At 70.5% G+C, this 18,837-nt stretch carries 14 protein-coding genes and 3 pseudogenes; 8 read left to right on the top strand and 9 right to left on the bottom strand.

The genetic code is table 11. The features are described from left to right. Both C3488_RS40220 and C3488_RS27715 read right to left on the bottom strand, forming a co-directional pair. A pseudogene (locus tag C3488_RS40220) lies at positions 1-286 on the bottom strand (hypothetical protein); the annotation flags it as partial. Positions 287-419: 133 nt separating this feature from the next. Next, positions 420-1,601: a globin domain-containing protein gene (locus C3488_RS27715; RefSeq protein ID WP_103843651.1), complete on the bottom strand. Its 1,182-nt coding sequence runs from the start codon at positions 1,599-1,601 to the stop codon at positions 420-422. A gap of 318 nt (positions 1,602-1,919) precedes the next feature. On the opposite strand from C3488_RS27715, the gene glnA reads away from it, so the two are divergent. Then, complete coding sequence (gene glnA / locus C3488_RS27710; protein ID WP_103843650.1) at positions 1,920-3,281, top strand: type I glutamate--ammonia ligase; 1,362 nt, start codon at positions 1,920-1,922, stop codon at positions 3,279-3,281. 63 nt (positions 3,282-3,344) lie between these two features. Here glnA and C3488_RS41855 read toward each other — a convergent pair whose 3' ends face one another. The 5 genes from C3488_RS41855 to C3488_RS27685 all read right to left on the bottom strand — a co-directional run bounded on the left by C3488_RS41855 (position 3,345) and on the right by C3488_RS27685 (position 8,974). Continuing rightward, the gene (locus C3488_RS41855; protein WP_258053688.1) at positions 3,345-3,566 is read right to left on the bottom strand and encodes an integrase; all 222 of its coding nucleotides are present in this window, start codon (positions 3,564-3,566) and stop codon (positions 3,345-3,347) included. Positions 3,567-4,098: 532 nt separating this feature from the next. Beyond that, positions 4,099-5,730 (bottom strand): glycoside hydrolase family 13 protein, encoded by a 1,632-nt coding sequence (locus tag C3488_RS27700; RefSeq protein WP_103843649.1) that lies wholly within the window; start codon positions 5,728-5,730, stop codon positions 4,099-4,101. Between the two features lie 58 nt (positions 5,731-5,788). Further along, positions 5,789-6,622: a carbohydrate ABC transporter permease gene (locus tag C3488_RS27695; protein WP_103843648.1), complete on the bottom strand. Its 834-nt coding sequence runs from the start codon at positions 6,620-6,622 to the stop codon at positions 5,789-5,791. A gap of 4 nt (positions 6,623-6,626) precedes the next feature. After that, on the bottom strand, positions 6,627-7,565 hold the full coding sequence (locus C3488_RS27690; protein WP_181139219.1) for a carbohydrate ABC transporter permease: 939 nt from the start codon (positions 7,563-7,565) through the stop codon (positions 6,627-6,629). A gap of 5 nt (positions 7,566-7,570) precedes the next feature. Beyond that, positions 7,571-8,974, bottom strand: a complete 1,404-nt coding sequence (locus C3488_RS27685) for an ABC transporter substrate-binding protein (protein ID WP_258053687.1) — start codon at positions 8,972-8,974, stop codon at positions 7,571-7,573. 286 nt (positions 8,975-9,260) lie between these two features. Here C3488_RS27685 and C3488_RS27680 point away from each other — a divergent pair, with 286 nt between their 5' ends. Then, positions 9,261-10,280, top strand: a complete 1,020-nt coding sequence (locus C3488_RS27680; protein WP_103843647.1) for a LacI family DNA-binding transcriptional regulator — start codon at positions 9,261-9,263, stop codon at positions 10,278-10,280. An 84-nt stretch (positions 10,281-10,364) separates the two neighbouring features. Next, positions 10,365-10,742 carry a hypothetical protein gene (locus C3488_RS27675; protein ID WP_030825962.1) on the top strand — a complete coding sequence of 126 codons (378 nt, stop codon included), beginning with the start codon at positions 10,365-10,367 and terminating at the stop codon, positions 10,740-10,742. A 72-nt stretch (positions 10,743-10,814) separates the two neighbouring features. On the opposite strand, the pseudogene C3488_RS27670 reads toward C3488_RS27675, so the two are convergent. After that, positions 10,815-11,357 (bottom strand): annotated as a pseudogene (locus C3488_RS27670) (transposase); the annotation flags it as partial. 187 nt (positions 11,358-11,544) lie between these two features. Between C3488_RS27670 and C3488_RS27665 the strand changes: the two are divergent. From C3488_RS27665 to C3488_RS27645, 5 genes and pseudogenes are all read left to right on the top strand, one after another. Continuing rightward, complete coding sequence (locus C3488_RS27665) at positions 11,545-12,228, top strand: DUF899 family protein (protein ID WP_181139218.1); 684 nt, start codon at positions 11,545-11,547, stop codon at positions 12,226-12,228. Between the two features lie 71 nt (positions 12,229-12,299). Next, positions 12,300-12,495: pseudogene (locus C3488_RS27660) on the top strand (IS110 family transposase); the annotation flags it as partial. A gap of 46 nt (positions 12,496-12,541) precedes the next feature. Continuing rightward, a complete protein-coding gene (locus C3488_RS27655) occupies positions 12,542-13,210 on the top strand; it encodes a phosphotransferase family protein (RefSeq protein ID WP_103843646.1) in 669 nt (222 codons plus the stop codon). Between the two features lie 140 nt (positions 13,211-13,350). Next, positions 13,351-14,286, top strand: coding sequence for a DUF72 domain-containing protein (locus tag C3488_RS27650; protein ID WP_103843645.1), 936 nt, complete (start codon positions 13,351-13,353; stop codon positions 14,284-14,286). Between the two features lie 566 nt (positions 14,287-14,852). Further along, complete coding sequence (locus C3488_RS27645) at positions 14,853-17,852, top strand: bifunctional [glutamine synthetase] adenylyltransferase/[glutamine synthetase]-adenylyl-L-tyrosine phosphorylase (protein WP_103843644.1); 3,000 nt, start codon at positions 14,853-14,855, stop codon at positions 17,850-17,852. A gap of 15 nt (positions 17,853-17,867) precedes the next feature. Here the strand turns inward: C3488_RS27645 and C3488_RS27640 are convergent, their stop codons facing one another. Continuing rightward, a complete protein-coding gene (locus C3488_RS27640; protein ID WP_103843643.1) occupies positions 17,868-18,737 on the bottom strand; it encodes a phosphatase PAP2 family protein in 870 nt (289 codons plus the stop codon). Between the last annotated feature and the right edge of the window lie 100 nt (positions 18,738-18,837).

The raw sequence follows: 18,837 nt of genomic DNA, 5'->3' as shown, positions 1-18,837 counted from the left end.
GGCCGGCGAGGGCGACCGTGGGATACCCCTTCAGCACGCACGCACCAGGGCCCTGGTTGACGACCGTGACCACCACCTGGCCCGACGCCAGGCGGTGGGCGCTGCTCGCGATGAGCTGCGCGCTCGTGCAGGGGGCGACCGTCACCCGTGGCGACGTGGCCCCCTCCGCCGTCGCGGCAGCAGCAGCGTCAGGGGCAAGGGCGGTGGCCGACAGTCCGGCCGCGACAGCTCCGGCCGCGGCAGCGGACAGGATCGTCCGGGTGCGGTTCCTCGTTGTGCGTGCCATGAGCGCTGTCCTCCGCGTTTGAAGGTGGGTGGCTCGACCTCACGGCCTCGAAGGTCTCTTCTGCCTCACGAGCCTCGCTACTCCACCGTCGCACCAGGAGCCTTCACCGGCCAGCCGTGCAGCCGGGACGGGATCAGTCCCGCGCCAGCCAGAGGTCCGGCCCGAACACCTCGTAGTGGATGTCGGCGGGGGCCACACCCTTCTCGATCAGCTGGGCGCGCACCGCGCGCATGAAGGGCAGCGGACCGCACAGGTACGCGCGCGTGCCCGAGGCGACCGGCACGGCGGACAGGTCCACGAGGCCCGTGTGCGCGCCCTTCGGGGCGTCCTGTTCGTACCAGAAGTGCACGGCGGCGTCCGGCAGCTTGGCCGCGAAGCCCTCGTGGTCGGTGCGCAGGGCGTGCGTGGCGGGGGAGCGGTCCGCGTGCACCACGGTGACCGGGGTGCGGCGACCGGTGCGGGCGAGCTGCTCCAGCATGGCGATCACCGGGGTCACGCCGATGCCGGCGGAGGCGAGGAGCAGGGGCGCGTCGTCGGCGTGCAGGACCAGGTCGCCGTACGGGGCGGACAGCTCCAGGGTGTCGCCCTCGCGCACGCGCGCGTGGAGGTGACCGGACACCTCGCCGTCCGGCGTGTCGCTGCCCTGGACGCGCTTGACGCTGATCTGGCGCACCGGGCTCCCGGGTGCGGCGGACAGGCTGTACTGGCGGATCTGCCGGGCGCCGTCCGGCAGTTCCACGCGGACGGAGACGTACTGGCCGGGGCCGAAGTCGGGGACCGGGCCGTCGTCGGCCGGGCGGAGCTGGAAGGTGGCGACGTCCGCCGTCTCCTCGACGCGCCCCACGACCCGCCACGGCCGCCAGCCGGACTGCCCGCTCGCCTCGTACAGCCGCTTCTCGATCGCGATCAGCGCGTTCGCCATCAGCCAGTAGACCTCGTCCCAGGCGGCGGCGACCTCCGGTGTGACCGCGTCGCCGAGGACCTCGGCGATGGCCGCGAAGAGGTGCTGGTGGACGACCTTGTACTGCTCGGGCGTGACGCCCAGCGAGGCGTGCTTGTGGGCGATACGGCCCAGCATCACGTCCGGGCGCTCGTCCGGGTGCTCCAGCAGGTGGGTGGCGAAGGCGGCGATCGAGCCCGCCAGTGCCTGCCGCTGGGTGCCGGCCGCCTGGTTGCCGCGGTTGAACAGGTCGCGCAGCAGCTCCGGGTGGGCGGCGAACAGTCCGTCGTAGAAGCGCTCGGTGATCTCGGCCAGTGAGGCGCCGACGGCGGGAAGGGTCGCGCGCACGGTGGCGGCGGACTGCTCGGAGAGCATCGGGACTCCTTTTGTGAAGGAAGGGTGGGCTTCGGCCCGCCCGGCCGTCGGCACCGTAATAAAACTTGCATCTGAGATACAAATTTAGAGGAGGGGGAGAGGGGCGAGATCGGCCATTACGTATGGGCCGCCGAACAGGCAAGATGGGCGTCAGAGCAGGACACCTGCCGTATGCGAGGCGTTCAGCCCGGGGTCGGGCGGCCGATCAAGGTCCGCAACGCGCATGAAATGCTGTTGTGGTGGGATGCTCAGGTGCCCGACCGCCTCCCGTGGTGCGGGAGACAGGCGGCCTGACCAGCAAGGATGGGGAAGCGGAAGATGGACAAGCAGCAGGAGTTCGTGCTCCGGACCTTGGAGGAGCGCGACATCCGGTTCGTACGCCTGTGGTTCACGGACGTGCTGGGCTTCCTCAAGTCCGTGGCCGTGGCCCCGGCCGAGCTTGAGCAGGCGTTCGACGAGGGCATCGGCTTCGACGGCTCCGCCATCGAGGGCTTCGCCCGCGTCTACGAGTCCGACATGATCGCCAAGCCGGACCCGTCGACCTTCCAGGTCCTGCCCTGGCGCGCGGAGGCCCCCGGCACGGCCCGTATGTTCTGCGACATCCTCATGCCGGACGGCTCGCCGTCCTTCGCGGACCCCCGGTACGTCCTCAAGCGCGCCCTGGCCCGCGCCTCCGACCTCGGCTTCACCTTCTACACCCACCCCGAGATCGAGTTCTTCCTGCTGAAGGACCGGCCGCTGGACGGCAGCCGCCCGACGCCGGCGGACAACTCCGGCTACTTCGACCACACCCCGCAGAACGTCGGCATGGACTTCCGACGCCAGGCGATCACCATGCTCGAGTCCATGGGCATCTCGGTCGAGTTCTCCCACCACGAGGGCGCCCCGGGCCAGCAGGAGATCGACCTGCGGTACGCCGACGCGCTGTCCACCGCCGACAACATCATGACGTTCCGCCTGGTCATGAAGCAGGTCGCGTTGGAGCAGGGCGTGCAGGCCACCTTCATGCCGAAGCCGTTCTCCGAGCACCCCGGCTCCGGTATGCACACGCACCTGTCCCTGTTCGAAGGTGACCGGAACGCGTTCTACGAGTCCGGCGCGGAGTACCAGCTGTCCAAGGTGGGCCGCTCCTTCATCGCCGGTCTGCTGCGGCACGCCGGGGAGACCTCGGCGATCACCAACCAGTGGGTGAACTCCTACAAGCGCATCTGGGGCGGCACCGAGCGCACCGCGGGCGCCGGCGGCGAGGCGCCGTCGTACATCTGCTGGGGGCACAACAACCGCTCGGCCCTCGTCCGGGTCCCGATGTACAAGCCGGGCAAGACGGGCTCGGCCCGGGTCGAGGTCCGCTCGCTGGACTCCGGCGCGAACCCGTACCTGGCCTACGCGGTCCTGCTGGCCGCCGGCCTGAAGGGCATCGAGGAGGGCTACGAGCTGCCTCCGGGTGCCGAGGACGACGTGTGGGCGCTGACGGACTCCGAGCGCCGCGCGATGGGCATCGAGCCGCTGCCGCAGAACCTGGGCGAGGCGCTCACGCTGATGCAGCGCAGCGACCTGATCGCCGAGACGCTGGGCGAGCACGTGTTCGACTTCTTCCTGCGCAACAAGAAGCAGGAGTGGGAGGAGTACCGCTCGGAGGTCACGGCGTTCGAGCTGCGGAAGAACCTGCCGGTGCTGTAGGCGCGGTCTCAGCGGTCTGCCGGGCGGGGGCCGACGGTCGCGGACCGTCGGCCCCCTTTCGTCTCAGTGACCCTGGGCCGTCTCTTGGCCGTCTGGCGCCGAATCGGTGCCCTCGTACAGGCCGTCCACAGCCTTCCGGGCCGGTGCGTCGCTACTCGCCATGAGGTGCGTGCAGACCCGGAGCGTGAACCCCGGATCGTTGTGTCCGAGGTAGTCGCTCAGCTCCTTGACGTTCTCGCCCGTGTCCAGGAGGACCGAGGCGTAGAAGTGCCTGAGAGCGTGCATGCCGTGTTCGCGGCAGCCCGGTGACGCCCTCCCGGCTTCGGCGCGGGGATCACCCAGCGGCCACGAGAGCAGGCTTCCAGACGCGGTCGTCGAAGTCGGTACGCCGAACCGTACCCGCGCCGTCGAGGCGGGTGAACAGCAGCCGTTTCGTGACAGGCGGGCCGTCCACCTGGAGCCACCGCAGGGGATCTCCACCGGGGGGACACCTCCACGTGCTGCTTGAGAACGTGGCCACGCGGTCCGGCAAGGGAACATCGCGGATCTTGTTCCGATTCGGAGGGGTCAAGCACAACGCCCTCAGGAACAAGAACGGCCTGCGGCAGATCGCCGGCACGATGAACGCGAGTGACCCCCGAACGTGCAGCTGAAGCCGACTCGGCCCTGTCCCCTTGGGCCTCGAGGTGGCGAGCCTCGACTTCCGTCGAAGGCCAGGGCCTGCCCGGTCGGCGGGGAGGACACCGGACAGGCCCTGGCAGATTCAGGTGGGCCAAGGCCGCGGACGGACCTGGCCGGGACGCCCCTCTCAGCCTTTTCAGTGGCGCTGCAACCAGACCGTGGTGTCCGGGGGCAGCAACCCGTCACCGTCCAGAGGGCCTGATGCCAAGAGCGGATCGCAGGCGTCGGGGAGCGGGATCGGCTGGTGGGAAAGGTTGACCGCGCACAGCAGGCCGTTGCCGCGCTCGAAGAGGAGCATGCCGTCCGGGCTGTCCAGCCAGCGGAATGCCTCGCCACTCAAGCCCGCGTTGGTACGGCGCAGGCGCAAGGCCGAGCGGTAGAGCTGAAGCATGGAGGCGGGATCGGCCTGGTTGGCTTCGGCGGTGTAAGACTTCCAGTCCTCGGGTTGGGGCAACCAGGAGGCGGCTCTGGAGGTGCTGAAGCCAAAGGGCGGGGTGTCGCCGTACCAGGGCAGGGGGACGCGGCAGCCGTCGCGGCCTCGGATGGTGTGGCCGGAGCGTTCCCAGGTGGGGTCCTGCAGGACGTCTTCGGGGAGGTCTTCGACTTCGTACAGGCCGAGCTCTTCGCCCTGGTAGATGTAGGCGCCGCCGGGCAGGGCCAGCATGAGGAGGGCGGCGGCGCGGGCGCGGCGGGTGCCGAGGGCGAGGTCGGTGGGGTGGCCCTGGTCGCGCATGGGGGTGGTGACGCCGGTGTAGGCGCGGCCGTAGCGGGTGACGTGTCGGGTTTCGTCGTGGTTGGACAGGACCCAGGTGGCGGGGGCGCCGACGGCGGCGAGGTCGGTGATGCTGCGGTCGATGACCTCCCGCAGCTTGTCGGCTTCCAGGGGGCTTTTGAGGAAGTCGAAGTTGAAGGCGGTGTGCAGCTCGTCGGGGCGCAGGTAGCTGGCGAGGCGGCCGGGGCGGACGTGGGCTTCGGCGACGAAGACGCGCCGGTCGGGGTAGCTGTCGGCGATGGCGCGCCAGCTGCGGAAGATGTCGTGGATGCCCTCGCGGTCCCAGTGCGGGTGGTTCTCCTGGCCGTCGCGCGCCAGAACGGAGAACTCGGACAGGCCGAGGTCGGGCAGGGCTGGGTCCTTGACCATGCCGTGGGCGACGTCGATGCGGAAACCGTCGACGCCCAGGTCGAACCAGAAGCGCAGGATCGACTCGAACTCGGCGTGGACCTCGGGGTTGTCCCAGTTCAGGTCGGGCTGCTCGGGGGCGAACAGGTGCAGGTACCACTGGCCGTCGTCGGTGCGGGTCCAGGCTGGGCCGCCGAAGGCCGCGTGCCAGTCGTTGGGCGGCAGGGAGCCGTCCTCGCCTCGGCCGTCGCGGAAGATGTACCGCTTCCGCTCGGGTGAGCCGGGTCCTGCGGCCAGCGCCTGCTGGAACCATACGTGCTGGTCGGAGGTGTGGTTGGGGACGATGTCCAGGATGACGCGAAGGCCCAGCTCGTGGGCTTCGACGATCAGCTCCTTCGCCTCGTGGAGGTCGCCGTACGTGGGGTGGATGTCGCGGTAGTCGGCCACGTCGTAGCCGCCGTCGGCCAGCGGGGACGGGTACCAGGGGTTGATCCAGATGGCGTCGACACCGAGGTAGGCCAGGTACTGCAGGCGGGAGCGGAGGCCGGCGATGTCGCCGATACCGTCGCCGTCGCCGTCGGCGAAGCTGCGTATGTAGACCTGGTAGATGGCGGCGTTGCGCCACCAGGAGTCGTTTGCCGTGCTCACGTTGCTCGCTTCCTGACTGTTCGGTGTGCGTGTGGGGGTGAGGAGGAGTTGCCTGGTGCTACCCCTTGACCGAGCCCTGCAGCAGCGCCTTGACGAAGTGGCGTTGGAGGAACAGGAACACGAGGATCGTGGGAGCCATGATCAGCAGAGCGCCGGCGTTCAACAGGACCTGGTCCGTGCTGTATTTCGTGGTGAACGCCTGCAGGGCGCCGGCCATGGTGCGCTTGTCGGGGTCGTCGATGAGCACCAGGGCGAGCAGGAACTGGTTCCAGGTGGACAGGAACATCAGCAGCGCCAGGGAGGCGATCGCCGGGCGGGCCAGCGGCAGATGGATGTGGCGCAGTGCCCGCCAGGGGCCGGCGCCGTCCATGCTCGCGGCCTCCGACAGTTCGCGAGGGACGCCTGCGAAGTGGGCGCGCATCCAGAAGACGGCGAACGGCATGTTCATCCCGATCAGCGGCAGAATCAGCGCCCACTGGGTGCCGAGCAGGCCCATCGCCTTGACCTGCTCATACAGCGGGACGATGACGATCTCGTACGGCAGCGTCAAGGTCAGGACCAGCACCGCGTAGAAGACGCGGCCCAGCGGGATCTCCAGGACGGCGATCGCGTAGGCGGCCATCGTGGATATCAGGACCGCCACGGGGACGACGCCGAGGACGATCAGGGTGCTGGACTTCAGCAGCGTGGTGATGTTGGCGACGTTCCAGGCATCGACGAAGTTGTGCCAGTGCGGGCCGGTGGGCCAGCTCAGGCCGCTGGGGAAGGAGCCCTGCGGGGCGAGGGCGGCGCTGACCATGCTCAGCAGCGGTACGACCGAGTAGAGCGCCGCCGCCGCGATCAGTACCAGCCCGGGCGCGCGTCGGCGCAGTGTCTGCGTGGTTGCGGGCATGGCGTTACCTCTCCCGGAACAGGCGCTGGAGCGGGGCGACGATGGCGATCACGATCAGGGTGAGGACGACGGCCAGAGCGGAGGCCGCACCCAGGCGGTTGTCGTTGAACGCGAGGTTGTAGACGGCGACGCCGGGGACCATCGTCTGGGTGCCGGGGCCGCCCTGGGTGGCGAGGTAGACCACGTCGAAGCTGGCGAGCGCGGCGATGATCGTGATGGTGACGCAGACGCCGATCTCGTTGCGCAGCCCGGGCAGGGTGACGACCAGGAACTGGCGGATGGGGCCTGCGCCGTCGATGCGGGCCGCCTCGTACAGGCTGCCGTCGATCTTGCCGATGCCGGCCAGCAGCAGCATCGTGCACAGGCCGGTGGACAGCCAGGTGCCGATGAAGCCGACCGCGGTCAGGGACCAGGTGAAGTCGGCCAGCCACGGACGGGCGAGGGAGCCGAGGCCGATGACGCGCAGGAACTGGTTGACCACGCCCTTGTCGGAGTACATCCACGTCCAGGCCACGCCGGCAGCGGCGCCGGGGATGATCTGCGGCAGGAACAGCAGGGTGCGGGCCACCGCTCCGGTGAAGCGGCCCTGGAGCTGACGCAGCACCGAGGCGGTGATCAGAGCCAGGGTCACGGGCAGGACGGTGAAGAACAGGATCAGGTAGAAGGCGTGCAGCAGCGAGTCGAACTGCTCGGAGTCGGTGAAGACCTCGGTGTAGTTCTTCAGGCCCACCCAGGTGGAGGCGCCCACCCCGTCCCAGTCGTAGAAGGAGTACTGGATCGACATCAGCACCGGGCGGAAGTTGAAGACTCCATAGAAGACGAGGGCAGGCAGGGCGAACAGCCAGCCGGCCCACCGCCGGGCCCGGAGCCCGCGGCGGCTGCGGCTCCGGGCGGCGGTGGCGCCCTGCTTGTGGCTGATGTCGGGCGACGTGGTCAATTGCATGGTGCTCAGCTGCTCTTCAGGGCGTCGGCGTAGGTGGTCTGCAGCGTCTTCACCATCCCGGCGGGTTCGACCTTTCCGGAGACCAGCAGCTGCAGCTGCTGGGTCAGCTTGGTGTTGACTTCGGGCGCGGCGTTCTGCAGCCAGCTGTCGAAGCCGTTGTCGGCGGCGATCACGGCGTACCCGGTCTGTATCTGGTCGGTCAGCGAGCCGGACAGGGACGGCTTGCCGGCACTCTTCGCATCGCCTGTCAGGGCGGCGTAGCCGTTCTTCACCGCGACCTTGGCCGCTTCTGGCGTGGTGAGGAAGTCGAGGAACAGCGCCGCGGCGTCCTTGTTCTTCGAGCGCGCGGCGATCGAGAAGGCGAGGGTGTTGCTGGTCATCCCGGCATACGCGCCGCCCTCGGTGGCCGGCGGCATCGGGAAGACCCCGTACTTGCCCTTGAAGGTCTTGTCCATGGTCTGCGTGATCCAGCTGCCCTGGAAGAAGAACAGGCCCTTGCCGCCGGTGAACTGCCCGTACGACGCCTCCTGGTTGATGGCGTTGACGTCGGACGCGAAGTACCCGGCCTTGATCCACTTCTGCAGGGTCTCGGTGGCCTTGACCGCCTCCGGGGTGTCCAGGGAGACCCCGGGCTTGTGGTAGACGATGTCGCTGAGCTTCTGGGCGCCCATGTAGTCGCCGAGCAGCAGGTTGTAGAGGTGGCCGATCAGGCCGTCCTGGTTGGAGGCCACGATCGGGGTGATCCCCTGCTTCTTCGCCTTGGCCATCACCGTCTCGAGTTCCGCGACAGTCGAGGGCACGGTCTTCATGCCGACCTTGGCGGCCAGATCCTTGTTGTAGAAGACGCCGACCAGCGGCCCGGCCGAGCCACCCGCCTGATACAGCGATCCGCCGCCGATCACTCCCATCGCCACCCGGCCGGGCGCGAGCGCGGATGCCGGGACCTTCTCGCTCCAGCCATACGCCTTGTCATAGGGGTCGAGGTTGGTCAGCAAGTGGTCCTTGACGCCGCCGAGGAGGTCGAAGGGCTGCACCAGGTCCGGCGCCGAGTCGGAGGCGAGCACCCTCGGCAGCACGGTGTTGTAGTTGTTGTCCGCCTCGACCCGCAGCTTCACCTTGATCTTCGGGTACTTGGCCATGAAGGCGTCGGCCAGGCCCTGCTCGTAGGTCTGCAGGCCCGCAGCCGAGAACAGGGTCAGCGTGGCCGGGGTGTCGCCGACGGCCGTGTTCACCGCGGTCGGCGTCGCGTCGGCCGGCGAACCGGAGCCGGAGCCCGAGCCGGGCGCGCTACACGCTGCCAGGGTGACTAGCGCGGACCCGGCGGCGATGGCCGCCAGCGAGGCGCGCAGGCGCCTGCCCGCGGCGCCGGTGCCTCTTCTGGCCGGGGAGGGAGTGGGGTGCTCAAGCATGATGGCTCCTCGCATCCATGCGGCTGCCGTTCACGGTCGGCAGACGAGGTCTCGGGGCGCTTCCTGGCTGGCTGCGGGGAGTCGGCGGCTCGTTTCGGAAGCGTTTCCGTTGCCGAAAGACTGAGTGTCTGGCTCAGGGCTGTCAAGTAACGAAACCGCAACATCGTTTTGACGTGCAGAAATGATGAGATCCATACGCACGGTCGGTGATCGACCGCCAGGGAGCCCTTGAAAGGCTCTTTCGCGGAAATGGAAGCGTTTCCGTTCCGTGGGTTAGCCTTCCGGCATGGCGCAGAGCTCCCGGAAGATCAACATGGCGGACGTGGCCCGCGCGGCCGGCGTCTCGATGGCCACCGCCTCACGCGCGCTCAACAACGAAAGCGGCGTCTCCGAAGCCACCCGACGCCGCGTTCGGGCGGTCGCCGAAGAGCTGTCCTATGTCGTCTCCCCCGAGGCGTCCCGCCTGGCCGGCGGCGCCACCGGCCGGGTCGCGGTGGTCGTACCGCACATCTCGCGCTGGTTCTTCGCCACCCTCCTCGAAGGACTGGAATCAGTCCTGCGCGCCGCCGAACTCGATGTGCTGCTGTACCACGTCGACGGCATCGAGGATCGCCACGACTTCTTCCAGCGGCTGCCCGCCCGGCGCAAGGTCGACGCCGTCGTCGTCCTGGCCTTCCCCGTCGGCGAGGAGGAGCAGCGGAGGCTGGAACTCATGGGCGTCACGATCATCGCCGCTGGCGGCCAGCACGCTCCCTACCCGAACGTGTCCATCGACGACGAGACCGCCGGCCGCCAGGCCGTGGACCACCTGCTCTTCCTCGGCCACCGCCGCATCGCCATGATCGCCGCCGTCGACCCCGACCAGCCCGACGAGGTGCAGCCCTCCGGCCGCTCCAACGCCTACTACGCCGCCCTGCGCGAGGCGGGTATCCCCCTCGACGAACGCCTCGTCGTCACTGTCGACTGGGGTGGCGCCGAGGGCGCCGACGCCATGGCCAAGCTGCTCAGCCAGCCCGAGCCGCCCACCGCCGTCTACGCCCACTCCGACGAAGTCGCCCTCGGCGCCATCCGCACCCTGCGCCGCGCCGGCCTGCGCGTCCCCGAGGACATCTCCGTCATCGGCATCGACGACCACCCCATAGCCGAACTCACCGACCTCACCACCGTCCGGCAACCCGTCCGCGAGCAGGGAGAACGTGCCGGACGCATGCTCTTGAAGATCCTGCAGGGCGAAGAGACCGACCGCGACGTCGTCGTACCCACCCAGCTCGTCATCCGCGGCACCACCGCGCCACCCCGCGCCTAGTTGTGCTGTGACCGGGATGGTTCACCGTGATCGGAAGGCTGCTCGCGGGACGAGCGCACGCGAAACGGCTGGTATTACTGGGGCATGCAGGAAGAGATTGCACGCTCCGCGATCGACACGTTCATCTCCGCGTTCAACGCCTCGGACGACAGCTATGTGACTGCCCTGCTCTCCCAGGCTCTGACCTCCGACGTGGTCTTCTGGGGGCCGTTGGGTCGCAGCGAAGGGATCGCGGCGGTCGAGCGGTTCGTGCTGGACATCCGGCGCCACCCGGCGGGGACCGGCACGATGGTGCGCTGCTCGGCGGTGGACATGCCTGACGAGTGGGCCCGGTACCAGTGGGTCTTTACCACGCCGGATGGAGGTCCCCGCCTGGCGGGAACGGACGTCGTCCATCTGCGGCGGAGCCTCATCGACCAGGTCATCGTCTTTGCGGGGGAGATCGAACCGTCCGCCTCCTGAGTCATCCTTCTGTCGCTGTCCTTCTCCTGAACTTGCCCCCTTCGGCGCTCGGGGGCTGCGGTTCGCGGTTGGTCAGGCTGCGGTGTTGAGGGGGCGTCCGCCCCAGCGGATGCCCTTCTCGCTGCGGACGCGGGCGCGTTCCTTGCGTTGGGCGGCGAGTACGTCGGGGTGGCGGGCGTTGGTGGTGCGCCAGCGCAGGTAGCGGTGCGGTGCCTGGGTTTTGCGCGGGGTGGCTGCGGTGGTGGGAGTTGGCCAGGGTGAACTGTCGCAGCGGGCCGAAGTGGGCCTCGATCGGATTGGCCCAGGAAGCGTAGGTCGGGTGAAGCACAGCTCGACCTTGTTCTTCTTCGCCCAGCGGCGGATGTCCGCGCCGGTGTGGGCGGAGAGGTTGTCCAGGATGATTTAGATGGGGGCGCCGTCGAGTCGGGCGGCGCGGATCGACTTGAGCGCGGCCAGGGTGTTGGCGGTGCCCTTGCGACGTCGGGTGACGCCCCACAGGCGGTCGCCGCCCACGGAGTAGCAGCCGTGGAAGTAGGTGACGCCGTGGGTGCGGCGGTAGGTCGCCGGCAGCCGGTTTGGCCTGCCCTGTTTCGCCCAGCAGGAGTTCGCGAGTGGGAGGAGTACCGCTCGGAGGTCACGGCGTTCGAGCTGTGGAAGAACCTGCCGGTGCTGTACGCGCAGGTCACAGCGGTCTGCTGGGCGGGGGCCGACGGTCGCGGACCGTCGGCCCCCGCCGTGTCCCGGCGCCGCCGGGCATGTCGCCCTAGACTTGATCTCGGGGCCCCTCACCCAGGAGGTCGTGATGGTGCGGCACACCCGACTGCCAAGCGAGTCCGCCGACTACCTCGCCGCCCGCGAAGAACTCCGGCTCGCCGAGATCGAGCTCATGCGCCACCGGGAGGAAGTCGCTTCCCGGCGCCGGGCGCTCCCTCAGGGCCCTGTCGTCGACGACTACGTCTTCCTCGAAGGCCCGGCCGACCTCGACGAGGGCGACACCCCCGTCCGCGAGGTCACCCTCAGCGGGCTGTTCACCGCCCCGGACCGGCCGCTGATCGTCTACCACTTCATGTACGGCAAGTCGCAGATCGACCCCTGCCCGATGTGCACCCTGTGGATCGACGGCTTCAACGGCGTCGCCCACCACATCGCCCGGAGAGCCGACTTCGCCGTCGCCGCCGCGGCCGACCCGCCCACCCTGCGCCGGCACGCCCGCAACCGCGGCTGGTCCCGGCTGCGCCTGCTGAGCTGCGGCGACAGCACCTTCAAGTACGACCTCGGCAGCGAGGACGAGGACGGCGCGCAGGACTCCACCGTCTCCGTCTTCACCCGGGACGGCGACGGCACGGTCCGCCATTTCTACTCGGCCCACCCGCGCATGGCCGACGACATCGACCAGCGCGGCATCGACCTGCTCAACCCCGTCTGGCATCTCCTCGACCTGACCCCGGGCGGTCGCGGCGACTGGTTCGCGGGGCTGGACTACTGACCATCAGGACGCCGGCCCCGTCCCGCCGACGAACGCCGGGGACACCGCCGCGCCGGCGATCCGGCGCGAACTTCTCAGCCTTCCAGGCCTCCCCCGGAGCGAACGCCCACTACCGGCGTCGACGGGAGCACGGCGACTGGCACAACGCCGCCCAGCGCCACCTGCTCAACCCGCTTCCTCGGCCAACTCCACCACTGCCTCCAGGCGCGGCAGCCCTTCCACGAAGACCGGGCCTTCGCACCACTCCTCTCGTCCGCGACCGGGTAGGCAGCCAGGAGTGACCGGAGGACCGCAGGTGGTTGATGATCTGTGGATGCGTCCCTTGAAGCACGGCTACACCAACAGCACCCTTGGCGACGGGGCCGTCGTGGAAAAGACCTATGAAGGACCCGACGCCGACCTCAGACTGCGTCGCGAGCACACTCTGCTGACCCGACTCCAGGACCAGTTGCCCGTGCCGCCGGTGCGCGCAGCGACCACGGCCACCCTGACGCTCGGCTTCATGGCGGGTGTCCCGGGCCAGGAACTCCTGGAAGCTCAGCCCGCGGCGGTGCTGGCGAGCTGCGGAGAACTGCTGCGTCGCATCCACATGGTCGCGCCCGACGTGCTGACCGCAGGCGGGCACGAGGCCGGCAAGGCCCTGGTGCACGGGGACTTCGGGCCCAACAATGTGCTGCTCAACCCCGACTCCCTCGAAGTGACCGCCATAGTCGATTGGGAGTTCGCCCACCTCGGAGCTCCCGTCGAAGACCTTGCGTGGTGCGAGTGGATCGTGCGCATGCATCACCCCGGATGCGTCCACGCCCTCGACCACTTCTTCCGAGCCTACGGCGGGCAAGTGCCCACGTGGGCGGACCGCAGGGCCGCCATGCTGGCCAGATGCGAACAACTGCGCCAGTTCTGCCACCGCTGGGACGCGAACGGTCCGGGCATGAGGCAGTGGCAGGAACGCATCGCAATGACAGCAAGCTGGAGTGAATAGTCCGGCAGCCGGGCCGCGAGCGATCGCGAAACACACCGCCGCGGCCAGCTTGGCTTCTTATCCCCTGAGAAGAGCCGGTGAATCGCCGGCGCGCCGCAACGGCCGGGCATGGCCGTACGTCCCCGGGTAACACGGGGCCCATGGGCGACATCCTGGTGGGGACGTGTTCCTGGACGGACCGGGCGCTGGTGGCGAGCGGCTGGTATCCGCGGGGGCGGCGCGACGCCGAGGGGCGGCTGAGGTTCTATGCCGAGCGGTTTCCCGTGGTCGAGGCGGACTCCTCGTACTACGCGCTGCCGAGCGAACGCACCAGCCGGCTGTGGGCGGAGCGGACACCGGACGGCTTCGTCTTCGACGTCAAGGCCTTCTCGCTGCTGACGGGACATCCGACGCGGCCGGACGCGCTGCCCGCCGACCTGCGGCCGGCCCTGGCCCGGCGGCGCGCCCCCGATCCGGGCGGCCGCGACGCGGGCCTGCTCGACGAGTTATGGGCGCGCTTCACCGAAGCGCTGGCGCCGCTGCGGCGGGCCGGACGGCTCGGGACGGTGCTGTTCCAGTTCCCGCCCTCGCTCACTCCCGGCCCACGGTCGGAGGCGTTCGTACGCGCCTGCCGTGAGAGGGCCCGCGGGTGGCCTTTCGCCGTCGAGTTCCGGCACCCGGACTGGTGGCGGGGCGACCGGGAGCCGGCCACCGCGGCACTGCTCGCGGATCTGGACGCCACCGCGGTCGCCGTGGACACGGCGCGGGACCTGCCCACCTCGATGCCGCCCTTCGCGCCGGTCACGACACGGCGGCTGGCCGTCGTCCGCTTCCACGGGCGCAGCCCGCACTGGGGCACCGGGTCCAAGGAGGAGGCCTACCGCCACACGTACACCGAGGGGGAGTTGGCGGCGTGGGTGCCGCGGGTGCGGGGCCTGGCCGAGCGGACGGAACAGGTCCACGTCCTGTTCAACAACTGCTGCGCCGACGCGGCGGTCCGCGCGGCGGAGACCATGCGGCGCCTGCTGGGGGAGGAGGTACCGCACCAGCTGCGGCACGCCTGCATGCCGCTGCCGGGGCTGTGGCCGGGGGACTGACAGCCGTGGCACCGCCTCCGCGCCCGGGCGCTCCGCAGATCAGCGCCGTCCCCGGCCTGCGCGTCCGCCCGCCGGGTGCTGCCGCTCGCGGCCGTCGTAGGCGCAGATCACCGTCGTCCGGGCTCCGGGCGCTTGGCAGGTCAGTGCCGTCCGTGGCCCGCGTGTCCGCCGGGTGCTGCCGCTTGTGGCCGTCGTAGGCGCAGATCACCGTCGTCCGGGCTCCGGGCGCTTGGCAGGTCAGTGCCGTCCGCGGCCCGCGTGTCCGCCGGGCGCTGCCGCTCGCGGCCGTCGTAGGCGCAGATCACCGTCGTCAGCGCGCCGGGCGCTCCGCAGATCACCATCGTCCGTGGCCCGCGCCCAGGACACCGTCACCCTGCCCCGCGCCCCCGCGGATCACCGCCACCCGCACCCGCCGCGCCCGCATTCGCGACCGCTCCCGCGCACCCGGCGCGGCCCCGTATCCGCCGCCTTGCGCGGTCGAGGGCACCGTCCCGGCGCTCCCGCCCTCGTCTCCGGTTAGGCTCAAAGCCGCAGGACCTTGATCTCGATGCTCGGGAGGCCGAGGGATGACCGTGCCCCAGGGGCGCAGAAGCAGCACTTTCACGCGACTGCTGCGACACGGTTTCACCGACCCCTCCGCCGCCGAGCGGCTGCTGGAGAGCGTCGAGCTGGCGCCGGTCAGGTCCGACCCCGTCCTGCTCGACGCCCTGGGCGCCACCGCCGACCCCGATCTCGCGCTGGGCGGCCTCGTCCGGCTGCTGGAGGCGCAGCCCGCGCCCACCGCCCGCCGGGAGCTCCTCGACACGCTGATCTCGGCCAAGCCCCTGCGCGACCGGCTGCTCGGAGTCCTCGGCGCCTCCGCGGCGCTCGCCGACCACCTCTCCCGCCACCCCGGCGACTGGCACGCCCTGGTGAACTACGAGCCGCACGACCTCCATCCCGGGGTGGAGGAGTTCGAGCGGCAGCTCGCCGAGGCCGACGATCCCCTCTCCCTCCGCGTCGCCTACCGCCGCTGCCTGCTGTCGATCGCCGCGCGCGACGTCTGCGGCACCACCGACGTCGCCCAGGCCGCCGCCGAACTGGCCGACCTCGCCACCGCCACCCTGCGCGCCGCCCTCGGCATCGCCCGCGCCGCCGCCCCCGACGACGCCGCGCTGTGCCGGCTCGCGGTGATCGGCATGGGCAAGTGCGGCGGCCACGAGCTCAACTACGTCTCCGACGTCGACGTCATCTTCGTCGGTGAGGCCGTCAGCGGCGCCGACGAGCGCAAGGCCCTCCAGGCCGCCACCCGGCTCGCCTCGCACATGATGCGGATCTGCTCCGAGACCACCGTCGAGGGCAGCATCTGGCCGGTGGACGCCAATCTGCGCCCCGAGGGCAGAAACGGTCCGCTGGTGCGCACCCTGGCCAGTCACCTCGCCTACTACCAGCGGTGGGCCAAGACCTGGGAGTTCCAGGCCCTGCTCAAGGCGCGCCCGGTGGCCGGCGACCTCGACCTCGGCGAGGAGTACGTCGCCACCCTGTCCCCGCTCGTCTGGCAGGCGGCCGAGCGGGAGAACTTCGTCGCCGACGTCCAGAAGATGCGCCGCCGGGTCGTGGAGAACATTCCCGCGGGGGAGGTCGAGCGTGAGCTGAAGCTCGGTCCGGGCGGCCTGCGGGACGTGGAGTTCGCCGTCCAGCTGCTGCAACTGGTGCACGGGCGGTCCGACTCCTCGCTGCGCAGCGGCACCACCCTCGACGCGCTCAAGGCCCTCGCCGCCGGCGGCTACGTCGGCCGCACCGACGCCGCGCAGCTCGACGACGCCTACCGCTTCCTGCGCTCCATGGAGCACCGCATCCAGCTCTACCGGCTGCGCCGCACCCACCTCGTCCCCGAGGACGAGGCAGACTTGCGCCGCCTCGGCCGCTCCCTCGGCCTGCGCACCGACCCGGTCGCCGCGCTGCGAGGCGAATGGAAGCGGCACAGCGGTGTCGTACGCAGGCTGCACGAGAAGCTGTTCTACCGCCCGCTGCTCGACGCCGTGGCCCAACTCGCCCCAGTCGAGGCCCGGCTGAGCCCCGACGCGGCCCGGGAACGGCTCGTGGCCCTCGGCTACGCGGACCCCGCCGCCGCCCTGCGCCACCTGGAGGCGCTGGCATCCGGCGTCACCCGCAAGGCCGCCATCCAGCGCACCCTGCTGCCCGTGCTGCTCGGCTGGTTCGCGGACTCCGCCGACCCGGACGCGGGCCTGCTCAACTTCCGCAAGGTGTCCGACGCGCTCGGAAAGACGCCCTGGTACCTGCGGCTGCTGCGGGACGAGGGCGCCGCCGCCGAGAACCTCGCCCGCGTGCTGTCCGCCGGCCGGCTCGCCCCCGACCTGCTGATGCGGGCCCCCGAGGCGGTGGCCCTGCTCGGCGACGGCGACGGCGGCGGACTCGAACCCCGCTCCCGCGCCCACCTGGAGCAGGAGATCCTGGCAGCGGTCGGCCGCGCCGAGAACGCCGAGCAGGCGGTCACGGTGGCGCGCGGTGTACGGCGCCGGGAGCTGTTCCGTACGGCCGCCACGGACATCGTCGGCTCCTACGGCACCGAGGAGGTCCCCGCCCGCCCGGATCAGGGCGCCCTGGTGGACCTGGTCGGCGGCGCGGTCTCGGACCTGACGGCGGCGACCCTGGCGGGCACCCTGCGGGCCGTGGTCCGCGACGGGTGGGGCGACACCCTGCCCACCCGGTTCGCCGTCATCGGCATGGGCCGCTTCGGCGGGCACGAGCTGGGCTACGGCTCCGACGCGGACGTGATCTTCGTGCACGAGCCGCAGGACGGCGTGGACGAACGGGAGGCGGCCGAGGCCGCGAACAAGGTCGTGTCTCAGATGCGACGACTGCTCCAGATCCCGAGCACCGACCCGCCCCTGCTGATCGACGCCGACCTGCGCCCCGAAGGAAAGTCGGGGCCGCTCGTGCGCACCCTGACCTCGTACGCGGCCTACTACCGCCGCTGGTCGCTGGTCTGGGAGGCGCAGGCGCTGCTGCGGGCCGAGCCGGTCGCCGGGGACGAGGACCTGGGCCGCCGTTTCGTCGAACTGATCGACCCGTTGCGCTACCCCGCGCAGGGGCTCGGCGACGACGCCGTGCGCGAGATCCGGCGCCTGAAGGCCCGCATGGAGTCCGAGCGGCTGCCGCGGGGCGCCGACAAGACCCTGCACACCAAGCTGGGCCGCGGCGGCCTGTCGGACGTGGAGTGGACGGTCCAGCTGCTCCAGCTCGAGCACGGCCGGTCGGTACCGGACCTGCGCACCACCCGCACCCGCGCGGCCCTCGCCGCCGCGTGCGCCGCCGACCTGATCGCCGAGGAGGACGCCGCGACCCTGGACGAGGCCTGGGTCCTCGCCACCCGGGTGCGCAACGCGGTGATGCTGGTCCGGGGCCGCGCCGGCGACACGTTCCCCTCCGAGACCCGCGAGCTGGCCGCCGTGGGCCGCTACCTCGGGTACGGCCCGGGCCACGTCGGGGACATGCTGGACGACTACCGGCGTACGACGCGCAGGGCACGCGGCGTGGTGGAGAAGCTGTTCTACGGGTCGTGACGCGCCGGCGGCGGGTCACGCCCGTACCGGCACCAGCGCGGGCTCTCCCGCCGTCGCCACCCGTCGCGGCAGTGCGTACGGCAGCGCGCCGTACCAGACCCGCGTCATCGTGAAGCCGAACGTCAGGCAGAGCGTGCCGCCCACCGCGTCCAGCCAGAAGTGGTTCGCGGTGGCGACGATCACCACCAGTGTCGTCGCCGGGTACAGCAGGCCCAGGACCCGCGCCCACGGCACCGTGGACAGCGCGAAGATGGTCAGACCGCACCACAGCGACCAGCCGATGTGCATCGACGGCATCGCCGCGTACTGGTTCGACATGTCCTTGAGGTCGCCCGACGCCATCGAACCCCAGGTGTGGTGCACCACCACCGTGTCGACGAAGTGCCCGCCGTTCATCAGGCGCGGCGGCGCCAGCGGGAAGAAGTAGTAGCCGAGCAGCGCCACGCCGGTCGTGGCGAACAGGGCGAGGCGGGTGGCCGCGTACCGGCCCGGATGGCTGCGGTAGAGCCACACCAGGACACCCAGGGTCACCACGAAGTGCAAGGTGGCGTAGTAGTAGTTCATCCCGATGATCAGCCATGTCACCGAGTTCGCGGCGTGGTTGACGGCGTCCTCGACGGCGATCCCGAGGTGGTTCTCCAGCCGCCACACCCAGTCCGCGTTGCTCAGCGCCTCGGTCTTCTGCTCCGGCACGGCGTTGCGGATCAGCGAGTAGGTCCAGTAACTCAGCGCGATCAGCAGGATTTCGAACCAGAAGCGCGGGCGGCGGGGGGTGCGGATCCGGCGCAGGGCGCCGTGGATCGGCCCGTCCCGCCCGTCGTCCGTGACGGGCCGGGGAACGACCTGCTCCTGGCCCCCCGCTGCCGTCACGGTCCTGTCACCCATGGCTACAGAGTCTGCCAGAAAAGCGTTCCCCCACCGATCATCCCCGGGCAGGGTTCCGGCCACCCGCTCTCCAACCGGCGTACTGGTGGGAAGCGCCGGA

It is taken from the genome of Streptomyces sp. Ru72, from assembly GCF_002920635.1.
Classification (GTDB): domain Bacteria; phylum Actinomycetota; class Actinomycetes; order Streptomycetales; family Streptomycetaceae; genus Streptomyces.
This window is presented reverse-complemented; position numbering and strand designations above follow the sequence as displayed.